15 protein-coding genes are annotated in these 13770 nt (G+C 66.2%); 3 read left to right on the top strand and 12 right to left on the bottom strand.

Going from position 1 to position 13770, the window contains the following annotated elements; all coding sequences use genetic code 11:
- Positions 1 to 47: 47 nt before the first annotated feature.
- From rpsJ to A8M77_RS00160, 10 genes are all read right to left on the bottom strand, one after another.
- Positions 48 to 362: a 30S ribosomal protein S10 gene (rpsJ, locus tag A8M77_RS00205; RefSeq protein ID WP_086919619.1), complete on the bottom strand. Its 315-nt coding sequence runs from the start codon at positions 360 to 362 to the stop codon at positions 48 to 50.
- Positions 363 to 385: 23 nt separating this feature from the next.
- Positions 386 to 1579, bottom strand: coding sequence for an elongation factor Tu (tuf, locus tag A8M77_RS00200; RefSeq protein ID WP_086919618.1), 1194 nt, complete (start codon positions 1577 to 1579; stop codon positions 386 to 388).
- Between the two features lie 109 nt (positions 1580 to 1688).
- Positions 1689 to 3791, bottom strand: coding sequence for an elongation factor G (fusA, locus tag A8M77_RS00195; protein ID WP_086919617.1), 2103 nt, complete (start codon positions 3789 to 3791; stop codon positions 1689 to 1691).
- A gap of 86 nt (positions 3792 to 3877) precedes the next feature.
- A complete protein-coding gene (gene rpsG, locus A8M77_RS00190) occupies positions 3878 to 4351 on the bottom strand; it encodes a 30S ribosomal protein S7 (RefSeq protein ID WP_077002363.1) in 474 nt (157 codons plus the stop codon).
- Positions 4352 to 4499: 148 nt separating this feature from the next.
- Positions 4500 to 4877 (bottom strand): 30S ribosomal protein S12, encoded by a 378-nt coding sequence (rpsL, locus tag A8M77_RS00185; RefSeq protein WP_017759704.1) that lies wholly within the window; start codon positions 4875 to 4877, stop codon positions 4500 to 4502.
- A 144-nt stretch (positions 4878 to 5021) separates the two neighbouring features.
- Complete coding sequence (locus A8M77_RS00180) at positions 5022 to 6191, bottom strand: D-alanyl-D-alanine carboxypeptidase family protein (protein WP_086919903.1); 1170 nt, start codon at positions 6189 to 6191, stop codon at positions 5022 to 5024.
- A gap of 23 nt (positions 6192 to 6214) precedes the next feature.
- Positions 6215 to 6847, bottom strand: coding sequence for an alpha/beta hydrolase (locus tag A8M77_RS00175; protein ID WP_086919616.1), 633 nt, complete (start codon positions 6845 to 6847; stop codon positions 6215 to 6217).
- Positions 6848 to 6854: 7 nt separating this feature from the next.
- Positions 6855 to 7208: a (2Fe-2S) ferredoxin domain-containing protein gene (locus A8M77_RS00170; RefSeq protein ID WP_086919615.1), complete on the bottom strand. Its 354-nt coding sequence runs from the start codon at positions 7206 to 7208 to the stop codon at positions 6855 to 6857.
- A 38-nt stretch (positions 7209 to 7246) separates the two neighbouring features.
- Positions 7247 to 8356, bottom strand: coding sequence for a VanZ family protein (locus A8M77_RS00165; RefSeq protein ID WP_086919614.1), 1110 nt, complete (start codon positions 8354 to 8356; stop codon positions 7247 to 7249).
- Between the two features lie 3 nt (positions 8357 to 8359).
- Complete coding sequence (locus A8M77_RS00160; protein ID WP_086919613.1) at positions 8360 to 8788, bottom strand: CopD family protein; 429 nt, start codon at positions 8786 to 8788, stop codon at positions 8360 to 8362.
- Positions 8789 to 9089: 301 nt separating this feature from the next.
- On the opposite strand from A8M77_RS00160, the gene hemB reads away from it, so the two are divergent.
- Positions 9090 to 10094 (top strand): porphobilinogen synthase, encoded by a 1005-nt coding sequence (hemB, locus tag A8M77_RS00155; protein WP_086919612.1) that lies wholly within the window; start codon positions 9090 to 9092, stop codon positions 10092 to 10094.
- Between the two features lie 16 nt (positions 10095 to 10110).
- Positions 10111 to 11247, top strand: coding sequence for a magnesium transporter CorA family protein (locus A8M77_RS00150; protein WP_086919611.1), 1137 nt, complete (start codon positions 10111 to 10113; stop codon positions 11245 to 11247).
- A 55-nt stretch (positions 11248 to 11302) separates the two neighbouring features.
- Here A8M77_RS00150 and A8M77_RS00145 read toward each other — a convergent pair whose 3' ends face one another.
- Complete coding sequence (locus A8M77_RS00145; RefSeq protein WP_086919610.1) at positions 11303 to 11671, bottom strand: DUF4148 domain-containing protein; 369 nt, start codon at positions 11669 to 11671, stop codon at positions 11303 to 11305.
- 245 nt (positions 11672 to 11916) lie between these two features.
- On the opposite strand from A8M77_RS00145, the gene A8M77_RS00140 reads away from it, so the two are divergent.
- A complete protein-coding gene (locus A8M77_RS00140) occupies positions 11917 to 12885 on the top strand; it encodes a LysR family transcriptional regulator (protein ID WP_086919609.1) in 969 nt (322 codons plus the stop codon).
- Positions 12886 to 12894: 9 nt separating this feature from the next.
- Here the strand turns inward: A8M77_RS00140 and A8M77_RS00135 are convergent, their stop codons facing one another.
- A complete protein-coding gene (locus A8M77_RS00135; protein ID WP_086919608.1) occupies positions 12895 to 13770 on the bottom strand; it encodes an amidohydrolase family protein in 876 nt (291 codons plus the stop codon).

Raw genomic sequence — 13770 nt, 5'->3', positions numbered from 1 at the left:
CCGCGCGCATTTCTGCACGCGGGCTTTTTCCTACAAGGCCGCAGGGCTTATTGCAGCTTGATCTCGACGTCCACGCCAGCTGGCAGGTCGAGCTTCATCAGCGCGTCCACGGTCTTGTCGGTCGGGTCGACGATGTCCATCAGACGCTGGTGAGTGCGGATTTCGAACTGGTCGCGGCTCGACTTGTTGACGTGCGGCGAGCGCAGGATGTCGAAACGCTTCATGCGCGTCGGCAGGGGCACGGGGCCCTTGACGATGGCGCCGGTGCGCTTGGCGGTGTCCACGATCTCGGCGGCCGACTGGTCGATCAGCTTGTAGTCGAAAGCCTTGAGGCGGATGCGGATTTTTTGCTTGGCTGCCATGGTGATTCCTTCGTGCGATCGCTTTAGACGTCCAGGATCTTCGCCACCACGCCCGAACCCACGGTGCGGCCACCCTCGCGGATGGCGAAGCGCAGCCCCTCTTCCATGGCGATGGGGTTGATCAGCTTCACCGTGATGGACACGTTGTCCCCAGGCATCACCATTTCCTTGTCCTTGGGCAGCTCGATGGCGCCAGTGACGTCGGTGGTGCGGAAGTAGAACTGCGGACGGTAGTTGTTGAAGAACGGCGTGTGACGGCCACCCTCGTCCTTGCTCAGCACGTACACCTCGGCGGTGAAGTGGGTGTGCGGCTTGATCGAGCCGGGCTTGCACAGCACCTGGCCGCGCTCGACTTCCTCGCGCTTGGTGCCGCGCAGCAGCACGCCCACGTTGTCGCCGGCCTGACCCTGATCCAGCAGCTTGCGGAACATTTCCACGCCAGTGCAGGTGGTCTTCTGGGTCGGGCGGATACCGACGATCTCGATTTCCTCGCCGACCTTGATGACACCGCGCTCGACGGCGCCGGTCACCACGGTGCCACGGCCGGAGATGGAGAAAACGTCTTCCACGGGCATCAGGAAGGTGCCGTCCACCGCGCGCTCAGGCGTGGGGATGTAGGTGTCCAGGGCTTCGGCCAGCTTCATGATGGAGCCTTCGCCCAGGTCGCCCTTGTCGCCTTCCAGGGCCAGCTTGGCCGAGCCATGGATGATGGGGGTGGCGTCACCGGGGAATTCATACTTGTCCAGCAGCTCGCGCACTTCCATCTCGACGAGCTCGAGCAGCTCCTTGTCGTCAACCATGTCGCACTTGTTCAAGTAGACGATGATGTAGCCGACGCCGACCTGGCGGGCCAGCAGGATGTGCTCACGGGTCTGGGGCATCGGGCCGTCGGCGGCCGAGCACACCAGGATGGCGCCGTCCATCTGGGCGGCACCGGTGATCATGTTCTTGACGTAGTCGGCGTGACCGGGGCAGTCGACGTGCGCGTAGTGGCGATTGGCGGTCTCGTACTCGACGTGCGCGGTGTTGATGGTGATGCCGCGGGCCTTTTCTTCGGGCGCCGCATCAATCTGGTCGTAGGCCTTGGCTTCACCGCCGAACTTGGCCGACAACACGGTGGCGATCGCCGCCGTCAGGGTGGTCTTGCCGTGGTCCACGTGACCGATCGTGCCGACGTTCACGTGCGGCTTCGTGCGGGTGAATTTTCCTTTTGCCATTTTTCAATCCTTGAAAGAGCAATGCCCGTGTGTTGGTTTAACGTCTGCACCGCGTTGCTGGATCCCTCGCCACGGGCAACGAGAGGCACGCGGTCGCAGACAGATGCAATTACTTGGCGCGGGCGGCGACGATGGCTTCCGACACGTTGCGCGGCGCTTCCGCGTAGTGCTTGAATTCCATCGTGTAGGTGGCACGACCTTGCGACATCGAGCGCAGCGTGGTCGAGTAGCCGAACATTTCGGACAGCGGCACCTCTGCCTTGATGGTCTTGCCACCGCCGACCATGTCTTCCATGCCCTGCACCATGCCGCGGCGGGACGACAGGTCGCCCATCACGTTGCCGGCGTAGTCCTCGGGCGTCTCGACTTCCACGGCCATCATCGGCTCGAGGATGACGGGCGACGCCTTCTTGCAACCTTCCTTGAAGCCGAAGATGGCAGCCATCTTGAAGGCCTGCTCGGACGAGTCCACGTCGTGGTAAGAACCGAAGGTCAGCGTCGTCTTGACGTCCACCACCGGGTACCCGGCCAGCACGCCGGTGTTGAGCGCTTCGATCACGCCCTTCTCGACCGCCGGGATGTACTCGCGCGGCACCACGCCGCCCTTGATGGCGTCGACGAACTCGAAGCCCTTGCCAGGCTCCTGCGGCTCGATCGTGAACACGACGTGGCCGTACTGGCCCTTGCCGCCCGACTGGCGAACGAACTTGCCTTCGACGTCGGTGACGGTCTTGCGGATCGTCTCGCGATAGGCCACCTGCGGCTTGCCCACGTTGGCTTCCACGCCGAACTCACGCTTCATGCGGTCCACGATGATTTCGAGGTGCAGTTCGCCCATGCCCGAAATGATGGTCTGGCCAGACTCCTCGTCGGTCCGCACGCGGAACGACGGGTCTTCCTGGGCCAGGCGCTGCAGCGCGATGCCCATCTTTTCCTGGTCGGCCTTAGTCTTGGGCTCCACGGCCTGCGCGATCACGGGTTCCGGGAACTCCATGCGCTCCAGCGTGATGACGGAGTCGGGATCGCACAGCGTCTCGCCGGTCGTCACGTCCTTGAGGCCCACGCATGCGGCGATGTCGCCGGCGCGGATTTCGTCCACTTCCTGGCGTTCGTTGGCGTGCATCTGGACGATACGGCCGATACGCTCCTTCTTGCCCTTGACCGGGTTGAAGACGCTGTCGCCCTTTGAGAGCACGCCCGAGTAGACACGCACGAAGGTCAGCTGGCCGACGTAGGGGTCGGTCATGAGCTTGAACGCGAGCGCGGAGAATTTCTCGTTGTCGTCTGGCTTGCGGCTGGCTTCCTTCTCGTCCTCGTCGGTGCCCTGCACCGGCGGGATGTCCAGCGGCGACGGCATCAGCTCGATCACGGCGTCGAGCATGCGCTGCACACCCTTGTTCTTGAAGGCGGTGCCGCACAGCATCGGCTGGATCTCGCCGGCGATCGTGCGCGTGCGCAGGCCTAGCGTGATCTCTTCCTCGGTCAGGTCACCTTCCTCGAGGTACTTGTTCATCAGCTCTTCCGAGGCCTCTGCGGCGGACTCGACCATCTTCTCGCGCCATTCCTTGGCGGAGGCGACGAGGTCGGCGGGGATGTCCTCGAAGGTGAACTTCATGCCCTGGGAGGCTTCGTCCCAGATGATGGCCTTCATCTTGCGCAGGTCGACCACGCCCCTGAAATTGTCCTCGGCGCCGATCGGGATGACGATGGGCACGGGGTTGGCCTTCAGGCGGTCCACCATCATCTGGCGCACGCGGAAGAAGTCAGCGCCGACGCGGTCCATCTTGTTGACGAACGCGAGACGGGGCACTTTGTACTTGTTGGCCTGGCGCCAGACGGTCTCCGACTGGGGCTGCACGCCGCCCACCGAGTCGTACACCATCACCGCGCCGTCCAGCACGCGCATGGAACGCTCCACCTCGATGGTGAAGTCCACGTGGCCGGGGGTGTCGATGATGTTGATGCGATGCTCGGGGAAAGACATGTCCATGCCCTTCCAGAAGCAGGTGGTGGCGGCCGAGGTGATCGTGATGCCACGCTCCTGCTCCTGCTCCATCCAGTCCATGGTGGCAGCGCCGTCGTGCACTTCACCGATCTTGTGGTTCACCCCGGTATAGAACAGGATACGCTCGGTCGTCGTGGTCTTGCCGGCGTCGATGTGCGCGGAAATACCGATGTTGCGGTAGCGCTCGATGGGGGTCTTGCGGGACATGAAAATTACTCCGTTAACGGATGAAAGCCCGCCCACCGCAATCGGTGGATCGGGCTTCCAGCCTGTCTGAATAGGGCTTGGTCTTCTTAGAAGCGGAAGTGGCTGAAGGCCTTGTTCGCTTCGGCCATGCGATGCACTTCATCGCGCTTCTTCATGGCGCCGCCACGACCTTCGGTGGCTTCCATGAGTTCGTTGGCCAGGCGCAGAGCCATCGACTTCTCGCCGCGCTTGCGGGCGGCTTCCTTGATCCAGCGCATCGACAGCGCCAGGCGGCGCACCGGGCGCACTTCCACCGGAACCTGGTAATTCGCACCACCGACGCGGCGCGACTTCACTTCGACCATCGGCTTGACGTTGTTGATGGCGATGGTGAAGGCTTCGAGCGGATCCTTGCCCGGGTTCTTCTTCTCGATCTGGTCGAGGGCACCGTAGATGATGCGCTCGGCCACAGCCTTCTTGCCGCCCTCCATGATCACGTTCATGAATTTGGACAGCTCGACATTGCCGTACTTGGGATCCGGCAGGATTTCACGTTTGGGGACTTCGCGACGACGTGGCATTTTTCTAACCTCTTTGCTTCAGTTGGCACCGTTTCCGGCACCGCGAGAACCGACGAGAGCTCTCACTTACTCGACCCAATACCGGGTCACTACGCTCGATGCACCCGCCAGGGGCGCGCCGAACACCGTTGATTGACGACAGGAAGGATCAGGCCTTCTTGGGGCGCTTCGCGCCGTACTTGGAACGCGACTGCTTGCGATCCTTCACGCCCTGCAGGTCCAGCGAGCCGCGCACGATGTGGTAGCGCACGCCGGGCAGATCCTTGACACGACCGCCGCGAACCAGCACCACGCTGTGTTCCTGCAGATTGTGGCCTTCACCGCCGATGTAGGAAATGACCTCGAAGCCGTTGGTCAGGCGCACCTTGGCGACCTTGCGCAGCGCCGAGTTCGGCTTCTTGGGGGTCGTGGTGTAGACCCGGGTGCAGACACCGCGACGCTGCGGCGAGTTCTGCATGGCAGGGCTCTTCGACTTGGTCTTTTCGACCTCGCGGCCCTGACGCACCAGTTGATTGATGGTTGGCATGAATGAATTAGTCCCAAAACACCCCGGCTCGGCGCCTCACCGTGACCTCATCGTGACATGAGGCAGCCGGGGAATGACGAAAACGTGAAACCCTTCGGATTTTTCCGAAAAGCCCGCGAGTATAGCACTCCCCCAGGTTGGGGGCTACTTGATCCAGAGCCGCACCGCGTCCCAGGCACGACCGAGGACGCCAGCCTGCTCGACCGGCTCCAGGGCGAGCAGGGGCACTTCCGCCACCGGCTGTTCGGCCAGGGTGATCTTGAGCGAGCCGATCTGCTGGTTGCGGGCAAAGGGCGCAACCAGCGGGTCGGGGCGAGCGACCTGCGTCTTGATCTTGCTGGCCGACCCGGCAGGCACGGCCACCACGATCGGCTCCGTCCGGCCGAGCTTGACGGTGTTCTCCTTGCCCTTCCAGACCTGCGGCGTCGCGACCGCCTGATTGGCATCGAACAGGCGGACCGCGTCATAGGCGGTGTAACCCCAGTTCAGCAGTTTCTGGGACTCGTTGGCCCGTGCGTTCTCGCTGGCCGCCCCAAGCACGATCGACAACAGACGCCGGCCGCCATTCAGGTTCGGAAAGTCGCGCTTGGAGGTCACGATCATGCAATAGCCCGCGGCGTCGGTGTGGCCAGTCTTCAGCCCGTCGACGGTGGGGTCACGAAACAGCAGCAGGTTGCGGTTGGTGTCGTTGGTCGAGGGCGTGCCCGGATAGCGGTACTTCTTGATCGAGTAGTAGTGCACGTAGTCGGGAAAATCGCGCATCAGGCGGGTCGCCAGAATGCTGAGATCACGTGCCGTCGTGGTGTGCCCGGGCGCCGTGAGGCCCTCGGGATTCTTGTAGGCCGTGTTCTTCATGCCGAGCGCCTTGGCCTGCTCGTTCATGAGCTCGACGAAATGCTCGACCGTGCCGCCCACGCCCTCGGCCAGCGCGACGGTGGCGTCGTTGCCCGATTGCACGATCAGGCCCTTGATGAGGTCTTCGACCGGCACCTGCATCTTCGGATCGATGAACATGCGCGAACCGGGCATCTTCCAGGCCCGGGTGCTGACCGGCAGGGTCTGCTGCAGCGTGATCTTCTTCGCCTTGAGCGCATCGAAGACCAGGTAGGCCGACATCAGCTTGGTGAGCGAGGCCGGCTCCACCGGCGTGTCGATGTCCTTCTGTGCGAGCAACTGGTTGGCGGTCACGTCCAGCAGCAGGTAACTGCGGGCGGCGACCTCGGGGGGTTGCGGCACCTGGGCGCCGGCGATCAGGCAGAAGGATGCGGCAGCGGCCGCTGCGAAGGCGCGCAGCGCGCCGAGTAGACGATTCATGGAGATGCGGGAAGAAACGAACACTAGCCGGCGCGCAGATGGCGAACGACCAGACCTTTGAGCAGCGGCAATTGTCCGTGAAAGAAATGACCGCCTCCGGGAACGACCGTAACAGGAAGTGACTGCGGCCGGGCCCAGTCCAGCACCGCGGCCAGCGGCACCGTGTCGTCCTGCTCGCCATGCACGACCAGGGTGCGCTCGTGCGCTTCGGGCGGCAGCGCCGCCACCGAGAAACGGGAGGCGGCCGTGCCGACCAGCACCATCTGGCGGATATCGCGCCGCGCCCACAAGGGCTCGGCCGTACAGCTCGCGACGAAGGCGCCGAAGGAGAAGCCGGCGATGGCGAGGGGGCCCTCGGGCGCCACCTGCTCGATGACCTTCAGCATGTCCTCGCGTTCGCCGCGGCCCTCGTCGTGCACGCCTTCAGTGCCGCCCACGCCGCGGAAATTGAAGCGCACCGCGGTCCAGCCACAGGCGACGAAGGCGCGCGCCAGCGTCTGCACCACCTTGTTGTCCATGGTGCCGCCGAAGAGCGGATGCGGATGGGCGATCACCGCCACGCCGCGCGCAGGCACGTCCTGGGCCGCCGCATCCCGCAGCGCGGCGATGGTACCGGCGGCGCCCTGAAGCGCGAGTTTCTCGGTTTGCGAATTCATGGCTTCATCAGCGTCCCACGTCCGGCGGCAACAGCAGCCGCTCGACCACCTGGCCATTGCGGAGGTGCGAATCGACGATCTCGTCGATGTCCTCCTCGTCGACGAAGGTGTACCAGACAGCCTCCGGGTAGACCACCGCCACCGGTCCGCCGGCGCAGCGGTCCAGGCAGCCCGCCTTGTTGACCCGTACCTTGCCGGGCCCGGCCAGCCCCGCTTCCTTGACGCGCGCCTTGCAGCGGGCAAAGCCTTCCTGCGCGTTGTGGTGCGAGCAGGAGTCCTCGCCGTTGGTACGTTCGTTCAGGCAGAAGAAGATGTGGCGGCCGTAGTAGCCGCGCGGCGGCGCAGTGCTGGAACTGGACATCGGCTCATTCTATTGAGCACGCCCCATGCACGTGGCCATCAGGGCCGCGCACGGCGCGACAGGGCCGCCAGCACATAGGCCAGCGTGGCGAAGGGCCAGAGCCAGCCCAGCCACTGTGCGAGGCCATGGAAGCGGATGAAGCGCCCTTGCTCCCAGGTCGCCAGCGTCTGGGCGAAATAGGCGCTCTCCGGCGCCTGATTGAGCAGGCTCAGGTGCACGACCAGCGCGACCAGCAACAGGGCGGCGCACAACCGGCGCGGCGCGGGCAGCAGCGCCACGCCGAGGAAGAAGGCGGCCGCGATGCCGACCTGCACCGGCAGGCTCAGCCAAGCCCAGGCGTGCTCGGGCCCGTAGCTCAGCGCCGCGGACAAGGCCGAGGCACCCACGCCGGCCAGCAGCACCAGCGGCAGCAGCACGGCCCGGCGCGCGACCGGGCGCGTCACCAGGAAGGCCAGCAGGCAAGGCACAAGTGCGCCCAGCATCACGCACAGCAGTTCGACGCCCGGCACCAGGGGCTCCAGCTCGAACTGACGCACGGGCAACCAGTCGATGAAGGGCGTGTCGAGCAGCCATTCGGAAATCGCCGCCTCCAGCCGCTCGAACACCTGGCCCAGCCCGAAGGTGACGGCGGCCGGGAAGAGGAGCGCCAGCGGCCACAGCGCCAGCAGCACCAACGCGCCGCGCGAATCCTCGACGAACCAGTTGGAGCGCGCCCGGTGCCAGTGCGCCACCGCACCCAGCCGCTCCAGCGCGGCCGCCAGCACCGCGCCCGCCAGGGCACCCGCGCTGTTGAGGCCCAGGTCCACATTGGACGGAATTCGCGCCGGCAGGTAGCTCTGCAGCGTTTCCATGGCAAAGGAGATCGCCACGCCCGCCAGCGCCGCGACGAGCACCGCGCGCACCGGCCCGCTGCCGGGCCAGGTGCGCAGCGCGGCGATGGCCGTCAGGAAGCCCAGCGGCATGTAGCCAGCCACGTTGATGCCGAAATCGAAGCCGGTCCAGTACTTGGGCCAGGGGGCCGCCAGAAAGGACCAGGGCGCGATGCCCTGGTCGCGCCAGTCGGCGAAGGGATAGAGACTGGCGTAGACGATCAGCGCCGCATAGGCGAACGCGAGAGGCAGGGCCGTGGACTTGTGGGGGTTGGCCACCGCTCAGAAAGGCTTGACCACCACCAGCACCACGATCACCAGCAGCAGCAGCACCGGCGCCTCGTTGAACCAGCGATACCAGCGCTCGCTGCGCCGGTCCTGGCCCGCCACGAACTTGCGCAGCAGCACGCCGCAGCCGTGGTGGTAGCCGATGACTGCCAGCACCAACGCCAGCTTCGCATGCATCCATCCGCTGCCGGGGCCCCGCCCGATGCCATAACCCAGCCAGAGCCAGAGCCCGAAGCCGACCGCCGGCACGGCCAGGAAGGTGGTGAAGCGCCACAGCTTGCGGGCCATGAGCAGGAGCCGCTCCCGTTCCGCCACCGACTCGGGCGGCACCATCGCCAGGTTCACGAAGATGCGCGGCAGGTAGAACAGCCCAGCGAACCAGCTCGCGACGAAAACGATGTGCAGCGACTTGACCCAGAGCATGGCGGCAGTTTAGTGGCGGGCCCGTCGAGGGCCGGGCAACGCCAGGGCAAAAAAAAGCCCGGCGCCAAAACGCCGGGCTGGGAAGCCCTTTTGCTGTCACACATCAAGGCACCCGCTCAGGGAGGAAAAGCGGGGAGCGGCAAGCCGCCCACCGCGGAATTTAACAAAGGCATTAACCGCGATCAAGCCAGTTCTAGGATTTTGATGAATTTCATAACTCATGTAGATCTAAGGTACTAGTCATGTAGCACGCCGGCCCCACCCGTCGGCGCCTGAAAGCAGTTGGGGCACAATTTTCCGCATGACCCTTCATGCCCCATTTCCTGCAGGCCGGCCGCGCCGGCTGCGCCGGGACGCCTTCACACGCAACCTCGTACGTGAGCGTACGCTCAGCGTTCATGACCTCATTTATCCGGTGTTCGTGCAGGAAGGCGACAAGAAGCGCGACGCGGTGCCCTCCATGCCCGGCGTCGAGCGGCTCAGCCTGGACCTGCTGCTGCCGGTCGCCGAGCAATGCCTGTCGCTCGGCATTCCGGCCATGGCGCTGTTCCCGGTGATCGACGCTGGCCTCAAGACACCGGCCGGGGACGAGGCCTTCAATGCCGAGGGCTTGATCCCGCGCGTTGTGGCCGGGCTCAAGTCGCGCTTTCCGGAACTGGGCGTGATGACCGACGTCGCCCTGGACCCCTACACCAGCCACGGGCAGGACGGCCTGCTGGACGAGACCGGCTACATCCTCAACGATCCGACCGTCGAGGTACTGGTCAAGCAGGCCCTGGCCCAGGCCCAGGCGGGCGTGGACATCGTGGCGCCCAGCGACATGATGGACGGCCGCATCGGCGCGATCCGGAGTGCTCTCGAATCGGCTGGCCACCTCCATACGCGGATCATGGCCTACAGCGCCAAGTACGCGAGCGCCTTCTACGGCCCCTTCCGAGACGCGGTGGGCTCGGCCGCCAACCTCGGCAAGAGCAACAAGAAGGTTTACCAGATGGACCCGGGCAACAGCGACGAGGCGCTGCGCGAGGTCGGCATCGACATCGCCGAGGGCGCCGACATGGTGATGGTGAAGCCCGGCATGCCCTACCTGGACATCGTGCGCCGGGTGAAGGACGAATTCCAGGTGCCGACCTTCGCCTACCAGGTCAGCGGCGAGTACGCCATGCTCAAGGCGGCGGCGCAGAACGGCTGGCTGGACCATGACGCCGTGATGCTGGAAAGCCTGCTGGCCTTCAAGCGCGCCGGCGCCGACGGCGTGCTCACCTATTTCGCGCTGGACGCCGCGCGCCTGCTGCCCAGGCCTTGAGCGGCCGGCGCCCCGCATGCGCATCTTCGAGATCCACGGCAGCCGCGTCGTCGAGCATCCCGCCCTGGCGCCGCTGTCGGTGCCCGGGGCCTGCGCCGGCTACCTGTGGCTGTCGCTCACGCGCGACGAGCTGCGCGCATCGCTGGCCGAGGTGCAGGGCACGCTGCAATCGCTCTGCGGCACCCACCTGGTCGACCTGCACGTGGCCGACCTGCTCAACGACCAGTTGCCTTCGCGCTACGACTACACCTCGCAGTACGACGTGCTGGTGTTCCGCCGTCTTGCCGCCACCAACGGCCCGAAGCCGGCCGGCGCCGATCCCCTTCCGCCGCGCGGCAGCGGCCCGCCCGTTCTGCGCCGCATCGACACGCGGCCGGTGGGCTTCGCCGTCTTCGACCGGGTGCTGCTGTCCGTGCATCCGGAAGACGGCTCGGTGCGCGACGCCTTCGCCGCCCGCCTGCTGAGCGCAGCGTCGCCCGACGCACGTGGTGCCGGGGCGGCCCCAGCTCTCGACGTGCGCGCGGTCTCCGCCCGTCTGCCGACCAGCCCCGCAGACCTGATGCTGCGCGTGGTCAACCTGATCGTCGACGCCTACCTGGACTTGCGCCGCGACCTGACCCGCCAGCTGGATCACTGGCAGGCCGAGCTGATCGACCCGCGCAGCCGCTTCACCAACTGGAGCGCGCTGATGGAGGCGCGCCAGTCGCTGCACCACCTCGACGAGATCTGCGAGGACCAGCGCGCCGCGGTTCAGGACTGGATCGACGCCTTGGAAACCCTCCCTTCACCCGATGGCACCGCCGAATTGCGAGAGCGCGAGCTCATCATGGTGCGCAGCCGCGACGTGCTGGAGCACATCCAGCGCGTGGTGCATCACGTACGGCGGCTCGAGCAGAACGCGGAGACCGCGGTGCAACTGCACTTCAGCGTCCAGAGTCACCGCGCCAACGACATCATGCGGGTGCTCACGGTGCTCACTGCGGTCTTCCTGCCGCTGAACCTCATCGCCGGCATCTTCGGCATGAACTTCGAGTTCATCCCGTTGGTGCACAAGGCCGACGGCTTCTGGATCGCCATGGCCTCCATGGCCGGGATCGCGCTGCTGCTGGTGCTCGTCTTCTGGCGCAAGCGCTACCTGGCGAGGAACAGATAGAAAAAAGCCGCGCAGCGCGGGCGCGCTGCACGGCTCTTCGATCAGCCTGGCCGGATTACTTGGCGGCGGGCGTGCCCTGCTTCTGAGCTTGCTGCAGCGCGTCAGCGCGGTTCGGCATCGTCGAGATCACGCGGCTGTTGACGCGCGAGCCGCTGGTCACGTTCTGGTCCGGGGCGTTGGCGGTGGCAACGGCCTGAGCGTAGACGGCGTTGGCGTCGGCGACCGCCTTGAACGGCTCCGCGCCGCGCGAGCCGCGCACCACGTTCTGGTTCGGCGCGGCGGCCGTGCGAGCGGCTTCGGCTTCGACGTCGGCGCGGCTGAGCGCGGAGACCGGCGCTTGCACGCCATGGTAGGTTTCGGCATGGGCGCCAGCGGCGGCGATCAGGGACAGCGCAGCGGCGGCGAGGAGGCGAGAGGTCTTCATGTCAGGTCCTTGGGTTTCGTCGGAAGTGGTTCCAAACCAGGCTCGCGCAGGGCTGCCTGTGCGAGGAAGTGTCCGGTCGAACAACCTCGGGAAACCACCTACAAAAGAGACACGGCGTTTCCCGGATCGAAACAATCCGGAGAACGCGGGTAAGGGCCCTGTCGAACGCAGTGTGCGCCGAATCTAAGTAAAAACCCTAGGGCCTTGAAACCGCCGCGTTCATGAATTTGAAACAATGGAAACCTATGGACGGCCTGGATCTGCTGAAAGCGTTTCGTGAAGTCGCCGAGCGCGGCAGCTTCTCCCGTGCGGCCCGGGTGCTCGGCACCTCGAAGGCCACGGTGAGTAAATACGTCGCGCAACTGGAAGAGCGCTTCGGCGTGCGCCTGCTCAACCGTTCCACCCGCTCGGTCAGCCTGACCGATGCGGGCCAGTTGCTGCTCGAGCGCAGCAAGCCGCTGATGGAGATGGTCGAGCTCACCCAGAACGAGTTGCAGGCGCACGCGGGCCGCCCACAGGGGCGCCTGAGGATCACCGCACCGCACGGCTTCGCCCAGAGTGCCTTCCCGGGCATCCTGGGCGAGTTCATGAAGACCTACCCCGACGTGCACGTGAGCCTGCACCTGAGCAACCGCGTGATCGACCTGGTCGAGGAAGGCGTGGACATCGCCCTGCGCCTGGGCCGCATCCGCGACGAGAACCTGATCGTGCGGCGCCTGCGCCAGATGGACCTGGTGCTGTGCGCCGCACCCACCTACTGGGCGCGGCGCGGCCTGCCGACGACGCCGGACGACATGCGGCGCCACGACGTGCTGACCTATTCGCTGGCGGAAGGCGGCCCGCACCTGCCCTTCGAGGTCGACGGCAAGCCGTATGTGGTGCCCGTGCACAGCCGCATGGACGCCAACGACGCCGCGCCGCTGATCGGCGCCGCGCTCGCCGGGCTGGGCGCGATCTGCGTGCCGGCCATGATGGCGCAGGCCCACGTGGAGCGCGGCGCGCTGGTGCCGGTGCTCAAGGAATACATGCCGCGCGACCTGTGGCTGTACGCGGCCTACTCGCAGCGCCGCCACAACAGTGCCGCGCTGCGCGCCCTGCTCGACTTCCTCGAGACGCACGGCAAGACCTACGAGCCGCCGGTCCTGGTCGAGGCGCCCGCCGCTGTCGCCGCCAAGCCTGCCGGCCGGCGCAAGCGGCAGCCGATGGCGGCCTGAAGCCGCCACTCAACGCAGCCCGAACAGCGCCGCCGCATTGCCCCAGGCAATGCGCTGGGCCACCTCCGGCGGCAGGTCCGCGAGCCAGCGCCGGTAGCCGCCCATGATCTCGTCGTAGGCGCTCCAGCGCTGGTTCACCCAGGTGTCAGAGCCGACCAGGAAGCGGTCGGGGTAGCGGAGGATCAGCTCTCGCCACTCGGGACAGAGCGCGCCTCCCTCGCAGGTCAGGCCAGGCCGATAGGACAGCTCGCCCATCAGCAACGGGTAGCGCTCCAGCAAGGCCCGCACCCGCGCTACCGACGGCCCGCCGATGCCGGTGTGCGCCCAGATGAGGCGCAGCGCCTGCCCCTTGGACGGCGCATGCGCCATCAGCAGGTCGATCGCCGTGTCGTCCACGTGCGCGAGCACTGCCAGCTTCTTCTGCTCCGCCAGCACGATCAGCTTGCGGGCCACCGGGCCGTTGGCGTTCACGCTGTCGTAGAGGTGGAATTCGCCCAGCCCGCGGTACGGCCCGCTCGCCGTGCCGCGCGCGAGCTCGGACTGCACCATCTCGTAGATGCTCTCGTCGCGGAACCAGTTGTTGTAGTCGTCACGGTTGCGATAGAGCCGCACGAAGGGCACCACCGTCACGCCGGCCGCGCGGGTCTCGCGCGCCGCGGCCAGGGTCTGCGTGCCCGCGTTGGGCCGCGAGTTGGCGATGATGGCCTTCACCCCGTTGCGCTGCATGCGCGCCAAGGCCTCGGCCGGCGGATAGGGCCCGGTGTCGCCGTCCCAGGCTTCCTCGTTGTAGTGCAGATGCGCGTCGAACAGCGGCCCGCTGTAGTCGGCCGCCTGCGCCCCAGGGCAGGCCGCCGCCAATGCCAGCAGGGCCGCGGCGAAGCGCAT

This window comes from Variovorax sp. JS1663, assembly GCF_002157355.1.
Lineage (GTDB): Bacteria > Pseudomonadota > Gammaproteobacteria > Burkholderiales > Burkholderiaceae_C > Variovorax.
Note: the sequence above shows the minus strand (reverse complement) of the source record. Positions and strands in the feature narration are given on the sequence as shown.

What these genes read in the sequence shown, in the direction of transcription:
- rpsL (WP_017759704.1), bottom strand. Translation starts at nt 4,877, where the DNA reads ATGCCAACCATCAATCAACTGGTGCGTCAGGGCCGCGAGGTCGAAAAG.
- A8M77_RS00145 (WP_086919610.1), bottom strand. Translation starts at nt 11,671, where the DNA reads ATGAAGACCTCTCGCCTCCTCGCCGCCGCTGCGCTGTCCCTGATCGCC.
- A8M77_RS00180 (WP_086919903.1), bottom strand. Translation starts at nt 6,191, where the DNA reads ATGAATCGTCTACTCGGCGCGCTGCGCGCCTTCGCAGCGGCCGCTGCC.
- A8M77_RS00175 (WP_086919616.1), bottom strand. Translation starts at nt 6,847, where the DNA reads ATGAATTCGCAAACCGAGAAACTCGCGCTTCAGGGCGCCGCCGGTACC.
- rpsG (WP_077002363.1), bottom strand. Translation starts at nt 4,351, where the DNA reads ATGCCACGTCGTCGCGAAGTCCCCAAACGTGAAATCCTGCCGGATCCC.
- A8M77_RS00150 (WP_086919611.1), top strand. Translation starts at nt 10,111, where the DNA reads ATGCGCATCTTCGAGATCCACGGCAGCCGCGTCGTCGAGCATCCCGCC.
- A8M77_RS00135 (WP_086919608.1), bottom strand. Translation starts at nt 13,770, where the DNA reads ATGCGCTTCGCCGCGGCCCTGCTGGCATTGGCGGCGGCCTGCCCTGGG.
- A8M77_RS00140 (WP_086919609.1), top strand. Translation starts at nt 11,917, where the DNA reads ATGGACGGCCTGGATCTGCTGAAAGCGTTTCGTGAAGTCGCCGAGCGC.
- A8M77_RS00160 (WP_086919613.1), bottom strand. Translation starts at nt 8,788, where the DNA reads ATGCTCTGGGTCAAGTCGCTGCACATCGTTTTCGTCGCGAGCTGGTTC.
- hemB (WP_086919612.1), top strand. Translation starts at nt 9,090, where the DNA reads ATGACCCTTCATGCCCCATTTCCTGCAGGCCGGCCGCGCCGGCTGCGC.
- rpsJ (WP_086919619.1), bottom strand. Translation starts at nt 362, where the DNA reads ATGGCAGCCAAGCAAAAAATCCGCATCCGCCTCAAGGCTTTCGACTAC.
- tuf (WP_086919618.1), bottom strand. Translation starts at nt 1,579, where the DNA reads ATGGCAAAAGGAAAATTCACCCGCACGAAGCCGCACGTGAACGTCGGC.
- fusA (WP_086919617.1), bottom strand. Translation starts at nt 3,791, where the DNA reads ATGTCCCGCAAGACCCCCATCGAGCGCTACCGCAACATCGGTATTTCC.
- A8M77_RS00170 (WP_086919615.1), bottom strand. Translation starts at nt 7,208, where the DNA reads ATGTCCAGTTCCAGCACTGCGCCGCCGCGCGGCTACTACGGCCGCCAC.